This window comes from Ruegeria sp. C6, assembly GCF_056537625.1.
Window position 1 is genome coordinate 224051 of record NZ_JBQFRW010000004.1, and the last position, 16887, is coordinate 240937.

The following is a 16887-nucleotide window of genomic DNA, read 5'->3' on the forward strand; positions in this document are numbered from 1 at the left end:
GCCTCATCAATCCTTTCACCAGCAAACCTAAACTTCCTGTAAACTGATTTCGTGGACGCGATGCCAGCCACGAAAAGGGGGAGAGATGTCTGAAGCAAACCAAAACGCCCAGGAATTCGAAACCGCCGCCAACGCGTCAGAAACCGTAGCGGAATTTGAAGATCACCGTCGTGGTGTTCTGGGGAAGTTGCAGCATCTTCTCCATGTCAACCCTTCTTTTGTGCCGTTGATCGTTCTGGTCGGCGCCATCGTAATTTTCGGTCTGCTGCTGGGGTCCAAATTCTTCTCCCCCTTTGCGATGACGCTGATCCTGCAGCAGGTTCAGATCGTGGGCATCGTGGCCGCAGCGCAAAGCCTTGTCATTCTGACCGCCGGCATCGACTTGAGCGTCGGTGCGATCATGGTGTTTTCATCCGTCATCATGGGTCAGTTCACCTTCCGCTACGGTATCCCCGTGCCCATTGCTGTGATGTGCGGGCTGGCAATGGGAACGCTGATCGGGGCTCTTAATGGCTGGCTGGTTAGTCGCGTAAAGCTGCCGCCCTTTATTGTCACGCTCGGCATGTGGCAGATCGTTCTGGCGACAAACTTCCTGTATTCCGCAAACGAAACAATTCGCAGTCAGGATATCGAGGCCAACGCCCCGTTCCTGCAATTCTTTGGTACCAAATTCAGCATCGGTGGCGCGACCTTTACGGTCGGCGTGATATTCATGCTCGTTCTGATTTTCGTGTTGGCTTACGCGCTCAAACACACGGCCTGGGGCCGGCATGTCTATGCAGTGGGGGATGACCCTGAGGCGGCTGAACTATCCGGTGTGAACGTGCACAGAACGCTGATGTCCGTTTATATGTTATCCGGTTTGATCTGTGCCTTTGCGGGCTGGGCCTTGATCGGGCGCATCGGGTCGGTTTCACCTACATCCGGTCAGTTGGCCAATATCGAAAGCATCACCGCGGTTGTGATCGGGGGCATCTCTTTGTTTGGCGGGCGGGGATCCATACTGGGATCGCTGTTTGGCGCGCTGATTGTTGGCGTGTTCACTTTGGGGCTAAGGCTTCTGGGCGCAGACGCACAATGGACCTTCTTACTTATCGGACTTCTCATTATAGCAGCGGTCGCCGTCGACCAGTGGATTAGAAAGGTATCGGGCTAATGTCAGACTCAACTCCAGTCGTCCAAGGCCGCGGGATCGTAAAACGCTATGGCCACGTTACCGCCATCGACCATTCCGACTTTGAACTGCGCCAGGGGGAAATCCTGGCAGTGATCGGAGATAACGGCGCGGGCAAATCATCCATCGTGAAGGCGATCTGCGGCGCCACAATCCCGGATGAAGGCGAGATTCTGATCGAAGGCAAAAAGGTTAACTTCACCTCTCCGATCGATGCGCGGAATATGGGGATTGAGATTGTTTATCAGCAGCTCGCCATGTCTCCTGCCCTTTCGATTGCGGACAACATGTTCATGGGGCGCGAAATCCGCAAGCAAGGGTTCATGGGCAAATACATGCGTAAGCTTGACCGTCCAGCGATGGAGAAGTTTGCCCGAGAAAAACTGACCGAGCTTGGGCTGATGACTGTACAGTCGATCAATCAGGCGGTTGAGACTCTTTCTGGTGGCCAACGCCAAGGTGTTGCCGTTGCTCGTGCCGCTGCCTTTGCAACCAAGTTTATCATCATGGATGAACCGACCGCTGCTTTGGGGGTTAAGGAAAGCCGCAAGGTGCTTGAGCTGATCCAGGACGTGCGGGCGCGTGGCATTCCGATCATCCTGATCAGCCACAACATGCCTCATGTTTTTGAGGTTGCCGACCGCATTCATGTGCATCGGTTGGGTAAAAGGCTCTGCACAATTGATCCCAAGGATTACACGATGTCCGATGCAGTCGCCTTCATGACCGGTGCCAAAGAACCCCCAAAAGAGGACGCAGCGTGATCGAGCAGGACGTACAGCGCGTTTGCGACCTGATCTCCTCCCGGCGGCAAGTTGGAGTCCGGACGATTATCGCAATCGCCGGCCCCCCCGCATCCGGAAAGTCGACCTTAGCGGAAGCCGTTGTGCAATCGCTGAACACACAACAGAGCTCGGCGGTTCCGTCAGCCACACTTGTACCAATGGATGGTTACCATTTGGACAACTGCGTGCTGGAAACGCGTGGATTGCTGGCGAGAAAAGGCGCGCCAGAGACTTTCGACGGGGTCGGGTTTTGCGCTGCAATCAGAGAGCTTCAAGTTACGCGCCACGAGTGCTTTCATCCCAAATTCGATCGCACAATGGACCTAGCTATTGCCAACGCCATTGCGGTTCACCCGGCAACTCCGGTCGTCGTCGTTGAGGGTAACTATCTTCTGATGGACAGCGACCCATGGAGAAACCTGACGGATGTTTATGCCGCGACGGTTTTTATCAGCCCAACTTTGGAAGAGCTTGAAAACAGGCTGCAACACCGCTGGATCAGCCATGGCTTTGACCCGGTCACGGCATTGAAACGTGCAAAAGCGAACGATCTGCCAAATGCAGAACTCGTCATCAGCACTAGTCGAAATGCCGACCTAAGATTAAACCAGAACTGCACCGAATTCGGGACGCGCCACGCGTTCTGAATTTACGCCCTGGACCCCGCCATCCGTCGATGCAGCGCCTCTAAGCGAATTCACGTGCAACCAATATTAGCTCACACACATGAGGAAAACTCATGAAGTTTTTTGCGGATACTGCAGAAGTAAGCGAAATCAAAGACCTGATAGACTTGGGACTTCTTGACGGCGTCACCACCGATCCAGGTCTGATTGCGAGATCCGGCCGCGATTTATGAGAAATCATTGCAAAAATTTGCACTCTGACGCATATGTCGGTCTCTGCAGAAATCGCGGCATTGGATACAGCTGGAATGATCGCCGAAGGAGAGCGTCTTGCATCGATTGCAGACAATGCCGTTGTCGCACTTCCGCTGACCCCGGATAACCTCAAAGCATGCGTCCATTTCAAAAGGAATAGCATCAGAACGAACATCACGCTCTGTTTTTCACCAAAACAGGCTCTTTTAGCAGCAAAGGCCGGCGCGACCTATGTGTCTCCGTTTTTTTGGCAGATTGGATGATACTAATTTTGGACGGAGCTGATGCGGTTTGGGAAGCAGGCATAGAATCCGTGGCTGCAGAAATCGAAAAGACCCGGACCTTCTTTGATTTAGCAAAGTGCTTCGGTGGCCTCGACACCGCTCTTCGCCGAGCCACGGCCAACGGACACGGAAGTGGTGGAAACAATCCTTCAGAAATGCTCGATGATTCGCCTATTGCGAAGGAATTAGTGATTTTTTGGGGAGCCGTTGCAAGATCCCAGGAAAGAAGTTGAAAAGCACGATCCCGTCTCATCACGCTTGCAAATGATCATCGAGAGGTTGGTCATGGCTTTGAAAACGGGCTTTGCTTGGTGCCTAAAAAAGGCCAACCTAATTGTCGATACTGCGATCAAATGGGCAATCCCGGCAGGCGGTACGGGTTATCTAGCGCTACAACCTGAAAATCTCGAAGCGGTGATAGAAGTGGCGAAGCGACTCCTCGGCTTCCTTTGACAACAGCAGGCGTTGTCCTTCCATATTCTACCGTGTCTGCTCCCCGTCAGTTCACAATCTAATCGCATTCCACTAATAGCCTTCACCGATTATCACACAGCGAAATAACAAAAAAAATGAAGGGGCTATCGCCAGTAGAACGACTTTGGATGCCAAATGACAAAACCTTTGATTCTAGGTCATTCAATTTTCAGTAACCGCATAGGTTTTGCCGTTTGCGAATAAAAGCTTTTCCTCTCAGCTATCGATCCCGCTACCACACTCCTATTCAGGCTGAGAATAAAATAGTCTGGACCCCAGCGACTGGCAGCGCGGCGAGCAAAGCAGTCAATTTATGTAAGACCGGAAAAACATGGCGCTTCAAGAACCTTTCACAGACCTCAAAATAAGAACTCGGCGGACCGGCTTTTACAAAGGGTATTGCCTTCCGATTGCGCTGGTAAGCAAACTCTCGGTTTCTCTACTCGTTCTCTGGGCGCTGGTTTGGCCACTATCAGCCAATGATACACTGCGATCTTGGAAGTCAGGAATTCTGTCCGAGTTCAATACATTCTACAATCTTTCCGTTGGATTGTTTGTACTTTTCCTTTTCCTTATCGCGCTCATTCCTTCAACCGGCCGAATGAGGCTGGGTTTAGAAGATGAGAAACCGGAATTTTCTAACTTCTCTTGGTTTTCGATGATGTTTGGGGCGGGTCTGGGCGTGGGCCTAATGGTCTATGCAACCGCTGAACCACTTGGCCTTTGGGAAACCAATCCACTGACTATTTCCGGGGAAGTCACGCCCAAAAGCGAAGACGCGATTGAAGGAGCCTACCGCTATACTTTTTTGCACACCGGATTTCACGCCTGGGCAATATACGTCGTCACCGGCCTTAGCCTTGCCTACTACGCATCTACCAGAGGCATGCCGCTGACAATCCGCACCGCACTGACCCCGTTGCTTGGAGAATATTCAAATGGTGTTGCAGGCCATGTGATCGATATACTCGGAGTCGTTGCGACAATACTCGGCGTAGCGGTAACGATCGGTTATGGCGTTTCTCAATTGGTGGATGGTGCGTTTCTAATTACCGGAGCGAATTGGCTTGTGGAGAAAGAAGTAACCAATATGATCCCGTCAACCGCCGGCCTAATAACGGCGTTGATCGTTGTTATGATTATGTCGACACTCTCTGCCGTCTCTGGCGTCGGGCGTGGTGTCAAATACTTGTCAAATATTAATCTTCTCTTTTCACTGGTATTGCTGGTGGTATTCATTGCTTATGGCTCATTCGTGTTTGCGGCGACGACCTATGCTACAGCGCTGGTTGACTATATCAAAAATTTTGTCCCTCTGAGCTTCCAAGCTTTTCGACCGATTTCCGAAGTCGAGTTTGCCTCAGTATTGCCTGCAGAAGCGGCACCCTTTGTCGGCGAACTCTTTGCGGGTGCAACTGATCCATGGGGAACAAAAGCAACCTTTCTTGAGGGTTTGAGCAACGAAACAGCCGGTCTTTCTGATGCGACCAAGACTGCAGTTTATAACGCGGGTACAAGCGGAAGGTTGTTTGGATGGCAGGCCGGATGGACTACATTTTATTGGGCATGGTGGATCGCGTTTTCGCCCTTTGTCGGACTTTTCTTAGCGCGTATCTCAAGAGGGCGGACTGTGCGCGAATTTATACTTGGTGCGGTCATTACCCCGTCCCTGGTTTGTTTCGCATGGATGGCCATTCTGGGCGGGGCCGCCATCGATTTGGAACTGAATGGAGATGCCAATGGATCAATCATTGCGGCATCAACGACGGCAACACTGTTCGTCACCTTGGGGGAAATGATATCGGGTGACCTGCTCGCGGTAGTGAGTGTCATGTGTATTCTGTTAACCATGACCTTCCTTGTCACATCCGCCGACTCTGGCATCCTTGTGATGAACACGATCATGTCCGGCGGGTCTGAAGACACGGGCCTGCTTCATCGTATCCTCTGGGGTGTTCTTCTAACCCTTGTAATTGGAACTCTGCTGGTCGCGGGCGGCGGTGGATTAGAGGCATTGACCAATTCGATGATCATCGGGGCACTGCCGTTCAGTGTTGTTTTACTGCTTATGTGCGTCTCTTTGGCCAAAGCAATGATCAACGACTTGCGTCGATTTCACCATGAGACACAGACGGATTCGTGATTGACCGAGATTAGTTCCTAGTCACTTAAGTCACCTGCACCCGCGGATCGACTAGCGCTAAAGTGTTTTGGAAAAATCGACTGCAGCACAAACAGGCAGATCTTCAAGGCCTCCGAGGGTTTGAAGATATCCGAGTGCAAATGGTAGTCGGTCCAAAGCCCTTCCAACAAAGCAACCAACGCGTCTGTTGCAAGTTTGACGTCTATGTCCTCGTACTCGCCTTCGTCCTTTATTTGTTCCAACAGCTCCAGGATCACCGCGCGGAAACCTTTGTCTCGCGAGTCGATGAAAGGAAAAACGTTTGGGTTTGAGAACGCTTCAGCCCGAAAGGAAAACCAGATCGAAACGTCCCGCGCATTAAGGACTAAGGGGTCGAAATCTGCCTTAATGATAGAGATTAGCTTGTCTGCCGGGTCTAACTCTGGATTTATTGCAATGGCCTTCCACTGCCCCGCGTAGCGGACTGACAGTTCCTCAGCCACCGCAAGCAGCAGCTTTTCCTTGGAGCCAAAGTGTAGGTTTATCATCCCTTGCGACAATCCCGACAACTCTTGGATTCTTGCCGCGGTTGTGCCGCGAATTCCGTATTTATAGATGGCGTCTGCAGCCGATTGGATCAACTGACTTCGGTTCTGCAACCTGCTGAGTTCCCGTGCGTTTGCTGGAGTATCGGGCTCGAGAGTAATTTTACTTGTCCTTTTCTGGGGTGCGCTTTCTTGATCTTTTCGCATTTAACAGAGCGGAGGTTCAAGGATTGACATTGAATGAATGCTCGTTCATTTTGTGATATTTATTACATCACGGTGGCCTATGACCCTATCGAACTCCGACTTTCAATCCATACGCAATTGGGACAACGAGAACTTTCTGCACCCGTGGGAGGGCATGGCACATCTGGGCCAAAACGAACGGACCTTTGCCGAAAGCGGTCTTGGCGTTCACGTCGTGACAGAGGACGGAAAGCGCCTGATAGACGGCCCTGCTGGTATGTGGTGCATTCAATTGGGCTATGGAAACACCGAGATTGCCGACGCGATGGCGCAGCAGGCGAAAGAGATGGCGTATTTTTCGCCGTTCAATAATGCCAACTCGGCTCCGGCCCGGTTGGCACATGAAATTGCCCAGAGAACCCCGGGTGACCTGAACCACGTGTTCTTTACAACAGGAGGTTCAACGGCCGTGGATAGCGCTCTGCGGTTTGTGCAATTTCGCAATAACCTGCTGGGAAAACCTGAAAAGAAAATCGTGATATCGCGGCAGAAAGCTTATCACGGATCGACGTATCTGGCGGCCTCGGTGTCCGGAAAAGAGCGTGACAAAGGTTGGCTGGACCAGGCAAGTCAGCTGACGCGCTTCCTGCCGAATGTTAATCCGTATACTCGTCGCTCCGATCAGACGGTTGACGACTTTCTGGACGAAAAAATAGCGGATCTGGAAAACATGATCTTACAGACCGGCGCAGACAAGGTCGCTGCTTTCATCGCTGAACCGATCTTGTGCTCTGGTGGCGTCATTGTGCCTCCACAAGGATATCATCAGCGCTGTCTGGAAATCTGCCAGAAATACGATGTCCTGTATATTTCAGACGAGGTCGTGACCGGATTTGGGAGGCTTGGACACTGGTTTGCTTCTGAAGACGTCTTTGGAATTCAACCCGACATCATCACTTGCGCCAAAGGCATGACGTCCGGGTACGTACCTATGGGGGCGTGCATCATCTCTGATCGGCTGATTGCAGATGTGAGCGGAGACCACGGGCGGAACGCTACTTTTTCAAACGGCTTCACCTATTCGGGCCATCCAGTGAGCGCGGCAGCGGGATTGAAAACTATTGAAATCATGGAGCGCGACGGCATTCTGGAACATGTCCGCACAATCACTCCGCTTTTTGAAGAGCGCCTACAGGCTCTGGCCGACTTGCCACTGGTCGGCGATGCCCGCGGTATGGGGCTGGTTGGATGCGTTGAATGCGTTGCGGACGCCGAAGCTAACAATTTATTGGATCTAGATAAATCGGTTGGCGCTATGATTGATCACCATTGCCAGGAAAACGGGCTGATCCTGCGGCCCATCATCAACATGTGTGTGTTCTCCCCTCCGCTGATCATCACGGAGGGCGAGTTGAACGAGATGTTTGACATCCTTGAAAAAGGAATCCGGCTGGCAACCGACGACCTGACGCGCCAAGGCGTATTCAGAACATAGGAGCAACCGCGAAGCCTGCCCTACCTGCAGCAGCGCTTACCCAGCGCGCATTGCCTCGGGGGGCAATTTGATCGGGAACCTGGACCGAACCTCTTCGTCCACCTTGCTGCCAAAGTAGTTCGGATAGTGATTGGACAGAATGTCATCCACAACGGATCGGCTACGCTCGAACATGTCCTGACGACCCGCTTTCTCCCAAGTATCAGTCAGCTCGCGGTCCATCAGTGTCGGGTAGACATACTCGGTTTCCATGTACTGCAATGTCTGAGTATTACCGAGGAAATGTCCGGGATTGATCGCGCATTCATGGATGACGTCGACTGAAAGCGTTTCATCACTCACCTCAATCCCGCGAAGCGTCCGTGAGATCATGCCCGCAGCTTCGTTGTCGATGACCATCGACTCAAAGCTACAGCCCATCAGGCTGCCGAGCATTCCGCCAAACTCGCAGAGCCGGTTGGCACCGGCATGAGCCGCCAAAGCGAATGTCAGAGCTTTTTCTAGACCATATTGCGCATCGGGGATTTTGGAATCCGTCATACCACATCCGACGCTGGTCGGCAGGTTGTAGAAATTGCCCATTTGGATAGCTGCCGCGGATATCAACGCCTGCTCACCACTGCCGCCTGTAAACGATCCAGTGCGCAGATCGGTAATAAACGGCCAAGCTGCAAAGACAACGGGGGTGCCCGGGTTAATCAGGTTGGCAATGGCGACGCAAGATAGAGTCTCGGCGACGGCTTGCGCCAAAGTCCCGGCCAGAGGCGCAGGCGACGTCGCCCCAGCTTGCGGTGGAACAGCCAAATCGCAGACAAGCCCCATCTTCGCTGTATCAATCAGGATCTCCAAATTTTCCCGCCCGAACCGGAGCGGGGACACTATGGGACAACCGCCAAAAATGACCGAGGGTTTCTCGAAGAATTTGCCCTCCCCGCCTGATGCCAGATCGAACAGATGAATCGCGTCCTGAATGTGCTCTCGAGTACGGAACGTCAGGCAAGATGGTTTTTCGCTACCCGCCAGAATGGCGTAGAGCATGCTCATGTCATGCTCGTAGTCCTGCGGCACATCCGTTGCCAGAACCGTATCACCGGTCATGTGGATGTTGTCGAGCCGGTCAACCAATCGGGTAAAGTCGTAAATGTCCTTGAGTGTTGATGGCCGGAAACTGCGAGTCTCCGCGTCGAAAGTTGTCACAGCAGTACCGGAGTTTGCGTAATACACCTTGTCCTTGGTGCAGTGCATGTCGTCCTTACCGGCTCGCGAGCCGCGTGCGTGGACATAGAACTCGCTGGCAGCCTTCGCCAAAAGGTCTTCCATCAACGCGCGAGGGAAGCACAACCTACCATGCTCGTTCACCATCGCCCCTTTGGGCAGCACGAGATCAAGAACTTCCTGCGTTGGATCACCGACACCCGTACGCTCCAGAATGCCAAGAGCGGCTTCATGAATGCGCGACATGTCAGCGTCTGAAAGGGGCTTGTACCGCCCACCCGAAATGCCCGGCCAGATTGCTTGCGAGGCGACGTTGCTGGTTCGCACAGCTGCACGTGCTTCACGCCCACCCCCGCGCCGTCTTGATCTGCGCTTCGTCAACTCTGTCATAGTATTTCTCCGAATTCTGAGCGTGTCAGATCATGCTGAAGTAATTGCGATAAAACCCGGGGATGCTCCACTCCATCTCGGACAACGGCCCTGGGACGAAATGGTGCGAGTTCACGCCTTCCTGATTGTGTCGTATGATCCGCTCGTCATCGAGCGACGTGACATGCCAAAGCCACGTCAGAGTATCCTTGTCATAGTCGCGACCCTCTTCAGCGCCTCCGCGTACGTACCAAACGATCTGAATATCCGTTTCCTGCAGCTCGCGAGGGACGAAGCGATACCCGACCATGTGATCTGCATAGACGAGGAAGTAGTTCAGTGTGCCGATCCCCAGATCAGTTGCTCCGCCATCGTGGGATTTCAGTTCGCCCAAAGGCGGCGCCAGAGGCGCTCCATCCTTGCTGCCGGTCACATAGCCGGGGAACAAAGGGTAGCGCCGCCAATAAACATCTGCGCCCGGCGCGTCCGCATTTTCTCCTGTCAGATCAAGTTCCTCGGTGGGCACTCCGGCTTCTTTCATCCGTTCATTCAATGCCCCGCTAAACTCCAGAACCTGGGCTGGATCTTTCAGGGAATGGCTACGCGAATAGTCCTGATGGGACGGCGCGCAGTGATAGCATTCCAAGTAGTTCTCAAGGGCCAGTTTCCAGTTCGCCGGAACCGGGTATGATGCCTCGTGCGCGACTTTCAGGTTTTCAAAATCGAACGGCTTCGAAAGCGGGGCCAGCCTTTCCAGGGCAGCATCCAGCGGCGGAGCATCTTCTGTGGCGCAGACAAAGATCAGGCTCTGAAAAATCTTCACCTGAACAGGGAACAACCCGTACTGGCTAGGGTCAAAGTCCTGTCCCATCGATCGCCCGTTTCGTAGCTTGCCGTTCAGGTCAAAAGTCCATGCATGATAAGGGCATATGAAGTTGCGCACCTTGCCTTGCTGTTCAATGCAAACCCGCGATCCTCGGTGGCGACATACGTTCAAATGCGCTCGCACCTCGCCCTCACGATCCCGAACGACAATGATGGACTCGGGCCCATAGTCGAACAGGAAATAGTCGCCCGGTTCAACGACCTGACTAACGTGGCCGACCCAGATCCAGTTACGGTTCCAGAACGCTTCGATATCGTTCTCGTATACTGCTTGAGACGTATAGAAGTGTCGAGGCAAGGCGAACCCCTCCCGTTGCGCGTCCATCAAGTCGCGCATTACTTGCAAGTCATCTTTTGGCATTGCGCACCTCATGCAGATTCAAGGGAAACGATTTCCCGGCGGAAGAATTCACGGTCGATGTCGTCCGCGTTACGTTCGAAATTTCGAGCAGCCATGTGACCCGAGTATACAGCGTCCGCGATCAAGCCCGGGTTCGCGGCATCTCCGATTAATTCCAACGTACGCAGCGGACTTTCATTCAACCCGCAAAGCTTGTCGTAAAGGGCGGTTTCTCGCATTCGTTGCGTCACCAGAACGACGGAGCCGCATTCAATGAAATTCTCTCGCCCCGTGTAGACGCACTGCAATGTCGCCTGACCTGGCGCGACATCGACCAAAGTCTGGGACAGATTTAGGTGAACGCCTTTTTCCAACAGACTGCGTTGCACTTTAGTCTGCTCCAACGTCAATTCGGTAAACGGCGAAACTATTGAGGCCGGCGTCACAAAGAAAACCTCTCGCCCGGCCTGAGCCAAATGATCCGCCAAGACTCCACCGAGATAGGCTTGATCATCATCGTAGACCACAATCGGGCCGTCCTGCAGCATGACCCCGGCCATAACATCATCCGGAGTGAAAACCTGAGAACCTGAATCGATTGACACACCGTGGAATGCAGATTTTCCGCGCCCGTCTCGTCGCCATTTTGCGCCCGTTGCAACAAAGACGTTCGTAATACCCAGTTCGACGACCTCACTGGCTGACAGTCGGCTGTCGGTGAACAGATGAACGTTCCCGCGTTGTTGCAGGTCGTAAATTCTGTGATCTGTCACGCGCTTCCAGGCGGATAGCCCGATCAGGCTAGCTTCCTGCAGCACACGGCCGCCAAGCTCTTGCTTTGCCTCCGCCAGAGTTACCTCGTAGCCCCGACGCGCCAATTGCATGGCGCATTCAAGCCCGGCTGGTCCGCTGCCGACAACGAGCGCAGCTTCCTCTTCTACCCGACGCTCAATGATCTCAGGATGCCATTTCCTCCGCCACTCTTCGCCCATAGTCGGGTTTTGTGTGCAGCGTATGGGGACGCCGAGAGAATCGGATGAAACACAGATATTACAACCGATGCATTCGCGGATTTTTTCGATGCGACCTTCCTTGATCTTGTTGGGCAGAAACGGATCAGCGATGGATGGTCGCGCCGCGCCGATAAAATCAAGGATACCCTTCCTGACCAGTGACGCCATCAAGTCCGGAGACGTTAGACGCCCGACGCCGACAACAGGCTTAGAGGTCACTTGTTTCACAAATTCGATATATGAGGTTTGAAAGCCGTCGCGGGGCTCGAACCGGGTCGTCGCAGAATCGTTGCTCCAATCCGCCACGTTAACATCCCAAAGGTCTGGAAGCTCGGCCAGCAATTCGACTACAGCACGGCCTTCTTCCTGCGCTTGCATGCCGTCTGACCCAAGCATTTCATCAACCGCAAACCGCAGGGCAATGGCGCAATTGTCTCCAACCTCCTCCTTGGTTTCTTCCAGAAGCTCGCGGGTCAGTCGCACCCGGTTCTCCAACGAACCTCCATATTCATCCGTCCGATCATTGAACTGTGGCAGCAGAAAATGATGAGGCAATGTCATGTGATGCCCGGCATAGACATACACAATGTCGAATCCGGCTTCGCGCGAGCGACGAGCCGCAGCGCGATGCCACTTGCGGAACTCACGAATATCCGACTTGTCCATGGCTCTGGCCTGTTTCGGGTATGGGGTCTGCAGGACAAGTTCTGACGGGGCCAGCAGGGGCGCACGGGTCAGGTGGTTTTGGGCATGGTGCCCGTTATGCGCCAATTGGATGGCCGCAAGCGATCCCTTCTCATGAATTGAGTTGGTTATTAGACGCAGTGCGGGAATATCCTGATCGTCCCAAATTCGGTTTTCAGAATAAGGAGACAAATCCGAAGTCGGATGAATCTCGGCCTCCTGAGTGGATACAACCGCCCAACCGCCCTCGGCTTTCATCGCCCGCATGGCAGCTTCGGCCTGAGGTCGCAAATGACCCAAACCATTGCAGTGGGGCACCTGGTAGAACCGGTTTCGAGCCGTTACTGGCCCGATCTGAACCGGTTCGAAGAGAACAGAATATCCGTCAGCGCCTGACATTACCGCGCTTCCTCCAAGAAAATCGGAAATAGTTTCGTGGGAATGGAAGGTTTCCTACGTCCCCACCATTCCCGGCTGTGTTGTAAAGGTGTCCTTAGAAGCCAGCTTTGATGCGCTCGAATTCCTTCAACATCTTGGCCTCCAGCTCGGGGTTAACCGCGTCAAAGAACAGGCTGCCTTCAAAGAAGCTGTCCACATCCGAGAACCCGTAGGTTTCGATCAGTTCCGGGTCAGCTTGGGCAAACGCGTCCTCGTTGGCGTGGGCGTATCCCCAGCTTTCGATGATGTATTTACCGCTTGCGGCAGAGCTAAGCGCGTTCAGCATGTCATAGACTTGCTCATCCGACTGCTTGGCAGATTTCAGATGCACATAACCGCAGACCCAAGTTGCGATGCCTTTGTCCACATCACGCATCATGACAGCTGGGGTTTCGTTCCAGATCAGGTTCAGTTCCGATTGGTTCCATCCCCAACCCAGCGTGACCTCACCGCTGGCAATTGCCTGATCCAGTTGGCCGGCGTCAGACCAATAAAAGCGCACATTCGGATGAATCGCCCGCAGATAGTCCGCTGCTTTTTGAAACTCCTCGTCACTCATATCTGTATAGCTGGAAGCGCCAGTTGCCAATGCCGCCATTGCAAAGGCACTGGAAGCGGCGTCCGGAATGGCGACTTTGCCCTGATAGGCGGGATCGGCAAGCAATTGCAGCGAAACATCGTCAGCCGAAATCATATCGGTTCGATAGATAAGACCAGTATTGCCCCATTCGAACGGAACCATGTAGGTCTGCCCATCGATGGTGATGCCATCGACCTCTTTGATCTTGGGCATCAGTTTGTCCCAGTTCTCCAGCTTACTGGTGTCGATCGGCTTGATCATGTCTGCCGCCACCCATTTTCTCAGGGCGTCTGTGCAGGGGTGTGCCAAATCGGCTTCAAACCCAGACTGAAGCTTGGTGAACGCTTCTTCCACGCTGCCAAAATAGGTGTAGCTGGGCGCGCCGCCGTACTTTTCGACATAATCGCCATAGAAACCCTGATCCTCATATCCGGACCAGTCGAAAACGGTCAGATCGGCGGCGTTCGCCAGAGCTTGGCTGGCCGTAAAGGTGGCAACAACTGCTGCCGCAAGTGATGCTGTTTTACTCATTTATCTCCTCCCAAAGATTCATGTTTTCCTAAATCGATCACCGAGGCGCTTTGAACGCCCAGCCAGACGGTATCGCCCCGGCTGTGATCGACTGTGTGAAAGTAGTTTGGTACGGCGACGGCTATGCTGTCCTTCAAACCGTCGACGCGCACGTAATAGTGGACGCTTTCACCATAGAAGGCGACGTCCGACACCTCGCCCTGAACAAGAGCGTCGTACCCATCCGGTTTTTCGGCGCTGATCTCCAATTGCTCGGGCCGTACGCCGACCAGAAGCTCCTTGTCATGCACCTGAACGTTTGGGTTCACTCCAATCGTCATCTTCCCAAAGCCCTTAACGTTGACATCAAGCGTTTCAGAATTCTCTGCAGTCACTTCGGCATCCAGAAAGTTCATTCCGCCGATGAAAGAAGCCACTTCCCGGTTACAGGGTTGGGAATACAGGACCTCTGGCTTATCCACTTGTTTGAGTTGTCCAGCGAACATGACGCCGATGCGGTCGGACATGGTCATTGCCTCGTACTGGTCGTGCGTGACCATGACGAAAGTAATTCCAAGCTTCTGCTGAAGGCGACGCATCTCCAATTGCATCGCTTCCCGCAGGTTCTTATCCAGCGCGGATAAAGGCTCATCCAGCAATAACACCTTGGGCCGCATCACTAGCGCTCGAGCAAGTGCCACGCGCTGCCGCTGACCGCCCGACAATTCATTGGCCTTGCGGTCCTGCAAACCGCCAAGTTCCACCATCTCAAGCGCCTCGGCTACGCGTTCTTTGATTTCCCTCCGCGAGAGCTTTGTCTTGCGCAATCCGAAGCCAACATTGTCACCGACATTCAGGTGCGGGAAGATCGCATAGCTTTGGAACACCATATTAGTGGGTCGCTTGTTGGCAGGCACCTCTCCCATCGTTCGACCATCGATCCGGATCTCTCCTTCTTCGTGATCTTGAAAACCTGCAATAATGCGCAACGCTGTTGTCTTACCGCAGCCCGAAGGCCCAAGCAGCGAAAAGAACTCACCCTCTTTCAAGGTCAGGTTCAGATCAGACACAGCCACAAAGGAACCAAAGCGTTTTTCGACGCCCTGAATCTCGATGATGTTCTGTTCGCTCATCTTACTCGTTTCCTTTGGCTTCAATCAGAGGATTGGATGGAACGGCGGCGGAAGTATTCGGCAATCAACAGCAGCAGGACTGAAGACAGTAAAAGCAGCGACCCCAGCGCCAACGTGTTGGGCAATTTTGCCGGAAAGCGGATCTGGCTCCAGATATAGACCGGCAATGTCGGGCTGTTCCCGGATAGGAAAAAGGCCAGGACAAATTCATCAAACGACACGGTGAACGTCACCAGCAGGCTGGCGATGATGCCGGGCGCGACGATTGGCAAGGTAACACGCCGAAACGTACCCACGACGCTTTCACCAAGGTCGAACGCGGCCTCCTCCAAAGACTGGTCGAAATCGTCAAATGCAGATTTCATGATCGACACGGAGAAGGGCAGTGCCACGAACACATGCCCAAGGATCACCGTTGTCAGCGATGGCTTCAAACCGATACTGATGAACAGAACCAGCATCGAGCTGGCGACAATGATACCGGGCACGACCAGCGGGAGCATGACCAGACCTTCGGAGAACTCCCGTCCTTTGAAACGGTACCGGACATAGGCGCGCGCGGCGAACAGGCCCAGAGACGTCGCCATCAAGGCAGTCACACTGCCGACGATCAGCGAATTGACCATCGCCTGCAGCAACGTGTCTTGCTGACCCAACTGCGCGTACCACTTCAACGTGAACCCCTTTAGCGGGAAAGCCACGATGGTTCCGTCATTAAATGAAAACAGCGGCAAGAGCAGAACTGGCAGGTACAGAAACACCAGATAGGCGATCGCATAAACAAGCAACCATGGGATACGAATAGCCTTGGTCATCTGATCCTCCGCCCCAGTGCGGTGACGACCACCACAAACAGGATTGCGACGCAACCGACCGAAAGCATGGCAAGCAGGGACAGGGTTGCACCCAATGGCCAATTATTGGCCGCGCCAAACTGAACCTGGATCAAATTGGCCACCATTTTTCCCTGCGAACCGCCGACCAGGGCTGGCGTGACATAGTCGCCAACCGTGGGGATGAATATGATCAAGCAAGCGGCGATGATCCCTGGCACCGTCAGGGGCAAAGTTACGCGCACAAACCGTTCTAACTTGCTGCACCCTAAATCGGTTGCGGCCTCCAAGAGGCTGCGGTCGATCTTTTGCAGCGACACATAAATCGGCAGGATCGCAAACGGCGCCCAGGCATGTGCAAGTGTAAGGACAACGGCGAATTCATTGTAGAGCAGGAATGTCAGCGGCTCCTGTATCAGCCCCAGCGAAATCAATGCTGAGTTCATCACCCCATTGAAGCCAAGGATCAATTTCCAACTGAACACCCGCAGCAGGTAGCTGCTCCAAAACGGGATGGTAATCAGCAATAGCCAGAGGGTTTTTTTCTGCGTCCGAAACGCGATGAAGTAGGCAATCGGATAGGCCAGACCGACCGTCGCCAATGTCACTGCCCCCGCAATCGCAACCGACCGGATCATCAGATGTCGAACCAGCGGGTCGGTAAACGCCTCTTGGTAATTCGCCAAGGTCAGTGTGCGGTCAATCTCGACATAGGTCTGGGTCCAAAAGCTGTATGCGACAAGAATGCAAAGCGGAACAGCCACGAGCAGGCCGACATAGAGCGTCGCAGGCGCGCTCAGTGCCAGGCCCTTGCCCGTTTCACTTCGTAGTACTCCGGCCATGCTTCCCTGCTGAGCTTCGTTTTCGGTGGCACGACAATGTCGATCACAAAATGGACAATTGTCCATTTAAATCTGGAATTTTTGGACTAGCTGTGTCAA

General features: G+C 53.5%; 16 protein-coding genes. 8 read left to right on the forward strand and 8 right to left on the reverse strand.

Annotated features, from left to right (window positions below; all coding sequences use genetic code 11):
- The first annotated feature begins 85 nt into the window (after window positions 1–85).
- The 7 genes from ACR0MJ_RS14990 to ACR0MJ_RS15020 all read left to right on the forward strand — a co-directional run bounded on the left by ACR0MJ_RS14990 (window position 86) and on the right by ACR0MJ_RS15020 (window position 5741).
- Complete coding sequence (locus ACR0MJ_RS14990) at window positions 86–1156, forward strand: ABC transporter permease (RefSeq protein WP_170392953.1); 1071 nt, start codon at window positions 86–88, stop codon at window positions 1154–1156.
- Complete coding sequence (locus tag ACR0MJ_RS14995) at window positions 1156–1938, forward strand: ATP-binding cassette domain-containing protein (RefSeq protein WP_170402609.1); 783 nt, start codon at window positions 1156–1158, stop codon at window positions 1936–1938. Before ACR0MJ_RS14990 ends, ACR0MJ_RS14995 begins: the two co-directional genes overlap by 1 nt.
- Window positions 1935–2606: a nucleoside/nucleotide kinase family protein gene (locus ACR0MJ_RS15000; RefSeq protein ID WP_480761541.1), complete on the forward strand. Its 672-nt coding sequence runs from the start codon at window positions 1935–1937 to the stop codon at window positions 2604–2606. The genes ACR0MJ_RS14995 and ACR0MJ_RS15000 overlap by 4 nt, the downstream gene beginning before the upstream one ends.
- 245 nt (window positions 2607–2851) lie before the next feature.
- Window positions 2852–3103 (forward strand): transaldolase family protein, encoded by a 252-nt coding sequence (locus ACR0MJ_RS15005; protein ID WP_480761543.1) that lies wholly within the window; start codon window positions 2852–2854, stop codon window positions 3101–3103.
- A gap of 8 nt (window positions 3104–3111) precedes the next feature.
- Window positions 3112–3357, forward strand: a complete 246-nt coding sequence (locus ACR0MJ_RS15010) for a hypothetical protein (protein WP_480761545.1) — start codon at window positions 3112–3114, stop codon at window positions 3355–3357.
- A 52-nt stretch (window positions 3358–3409) separates the two neighbouring features.
- Window positions 3410–3577 carry a hypothetical protein gene (locus tag ACR0MJ_RS15015; protein WP_170402615.1) on the forward strand — a complete coding sequence of 56 codons (168 nt, stop codon included), beginning with the start codon at window positions 3410–3412 and terminating at the stop codon, window positions 3575–3577.
- A 352-nt stretch (window positions 3578–3929) separates the two neighbouring features.
- Window positions 3930–5741, forward strand: coding sequence for a BCCT family transporter (locus ACR0MJ_RS15020; RefSeq protein WP_480761547.1), 1812 nt, complete (start codon window positions 3930–3932; stop codon window positions 5739–5741).
- A gap of 17 nt (window positions 5742–5758) precedes the next feature.
- On the opposite strand, the gene ACR0MJ_RS15025 is transcribed toward ACR0MJ_RS15020, so the two are convergent.
- Window positions 5759–6472: a TetR/AcrR family transcriptional regulator gene (locus tag ACR0MJ_RS15025; RefSeq protein ID WP_480761549.1), complete on the reverse strand. Its 714-nt coding sequence runs from the start codon at window positions 6470–6472 to the stop codon at window positions 5759–5761.
- Window positions 6473–6551: 79 nt separating this feature from the next.
- On the opposite strand from ACR0MJ_RS15025, the gene ACR0MJ_RS15030 reads away from it, so the two are divergent.
- Window positions 6552–7946 (forward strand): aminotransferase, encoded by a 1395-nt coding sequence (locus tag ACR0MJ_RS15030; RefSeq protein WP_480761550.1) that lies wholly within the window; start codon window positions 6552–6554, stop codon window positions 7944–7946.
- Between the two features lie 36 nt (window positions 7947–7982).
- On the opposite strand, the gene ACR0MJ_RS15035 is transcribed toward ACR0MJ_RS15030, so the two are convergent.
- The 7 genes from ACR0MJ_RS15035 to ACR0MJ_RS15065 form a co-directional block, all read right to left on the reverse strand.
- A complete protein-coding gene (locus ACR0MJ_RS15035) occupies window positions 7983–9551 on the reverse strand; it encodes a trimethylamine methyltransferase family protein (protein ID WP_480761551.1) in 1569 nt (522 codons plus the stop codon).
- 25 nt (window positions 9552–9576) lie between these two features.
- A complete protein-coding gene (locus ACR0MJ_RS15040; protein ID WP_480761553.1) occupies window positions 9577–10776 on the reverse strand; it encodes an aromatic ring-hydroxylating oxygenase subunit alpha in 1200 nt (399 codons plus the stop codon).
- Window positions 10777–10784: 8 nt separating this feature from the next.
- The gene (locus ACR0MJ_RS15045; RefSeq protein ID WP_480761555.1) at window positions 10785–12851 is read right to left on the reverse strand and encodes an oxidoreductase; all 2067 of its coding nucleotides are present in this window, start codon (window positions 12849–12851) and stop codon (window positions 10785–10787) included.
- 94 nt (window positions 12852–12945) lie between these two features.
- A complete protein-coding gene (locus tag ACR0MJ_RS15050; protein WP_480761557.1) occupies window positions 12946–14001 on the reverse strand; it encodes an extracellular solute-binding protein in 1056 nt (351 codons plus the stop codon).
- Entirely contained in the window at window positions 13998–15113 is a 1116-nt protein-coding gene (locus ACR0MJ_RS15055; RefSeq protein ID WP_480761559.1) for an ABC transporter ATP-binding protein, read from the reverse strand. Before ACR0MJ_RS15055 ends, ACR0MJ_RS15050 begins: the two co-directional genes overlap by 4 nt.
- A gap of 20 nt (window positions 15114–15133) precedes the next feature.
- Complete coding sequence (locus ACR0MJ_RS15060; protein ID WP_170402644.1) at window positions 15134–15928, reverse strand: ABC transporter permease; 795 nt, start codon at window positions 15926–15928, stop codon at window positions 15134–15136.
- Window positions 15925–16788, reverse strand: a complete 864-nt coding sequence (locus ACR0MJ_RS15065; RefSeq protein ID WP_480761562.1) for an ABC transporter permease — start codon at window positions 16786–16788, stop codon at window positions 15925–15927. Before ACR0MJ_RS15065 ends, ACR0MJ_RS15060 begins: the two co-directional genes overlap by 4 nt.
- Window positions 16789–16887 lie beyond the last annotated feature (99 nt).

Coding starts and splice junctions, on each gene's coding strand:
- ACR0MJ_RS14990 (WP_170392953.1), top strand. CDS start 86: ATGTCTGAAGCAAACCAAAACGCCCAGGAATTCGAAACCGCCGCCAAC.
- ACR0MJ_RS14995 (WP_170402609.1), top strand. CDS start 1,156: ATGTCAGACTCAACTCCAGTCGTCCAAGGCCGCGGGATCGTAAAACGC.
- ACR0MJ_RS15005 (WP_480761543.1), top strand. CDS start 2,852: ATGTCGGTCTCTGCAGAAATCGCGGCATTGGATACAGCTGGAATGATC.
- ACR0MJ_RS15015 (WP_170402615.1), top strand. CDS start 3,410: ATGGCTTTGAAAACGGGCTTTGCTTGGTGCCTAAAAAAGGCCAACCTA.
- ACR0MJ_RS15020 (WP_480761547.1), top strand. CDS start 3,930: ATGGCGCTTCAAGAACCTTTCACAGACCTCAAAATAAGAACTCGGCGG.
- ACR0MJ_RS15025 (WP_480761549.1), bottom strand. CDS start 6,472: ATGCGAAAAGATCAAGAAAGCGCACCCCAGAAAAGGACAAGTAAAATT.
- ACR0MJ_RS15030 (WP_480761550.1), top strand. CDS start 6,552: ATGACCCTATCGAACTCCGACTTTCAATCCATACGCAATTGGGACAAC.
- ACR0MJ_RS15035 (WP_480761551.1), bottom strand. CDS start 9,551: ATGACAGAGTTGACGAAGCGCAGATCAAGACGGCGCGGGGGTGGGCGT.
- ACR0MJ_RS15040 (WP_480761553.1), bottom strand. CDS start 10,776: ATGCCAAAAGATGACTTGCAAGTAATGCGCGACTTGATGGACGCGCAA.
- ACR0MJ_RS15045 (WP_480761555.1), bottom strand. CDS start 12,851: ATGTCAGGCGCTGACGGATATTCTGTTCTCTTCGAACCGGTTCAGATC.
- ACR0MJ_RS15050 (WP_480761557.1), bottom strand. CDS start 14,001: ATGAGTAAAACAGCATCACTTGCGGCAGCAGTTGTTGCCACCTTTACG.
- ACR0MJ_RS15055 (WP_480761559.1), bottom strand. CDS start 15,113: ATGAGCGAACAGAACATCATCGAGATTCAGGGCGTCGAAAAACGCTTT.
- ACR0MJ_RS15060 (WP_170402644.1), bottom strand. CDS start 15,928: ATGACCAAGGCTATTCGTATCCCATGGTTGCTTGTTTATGCGATCGCC.
- ACR0MJ_RS15065 (WP_480761562.1), bottom strand. CDS start 16,788: ATGGCCGGAGTACTACGAAGTGAAACGGGCAAGGGCCTGGCACTGAGC.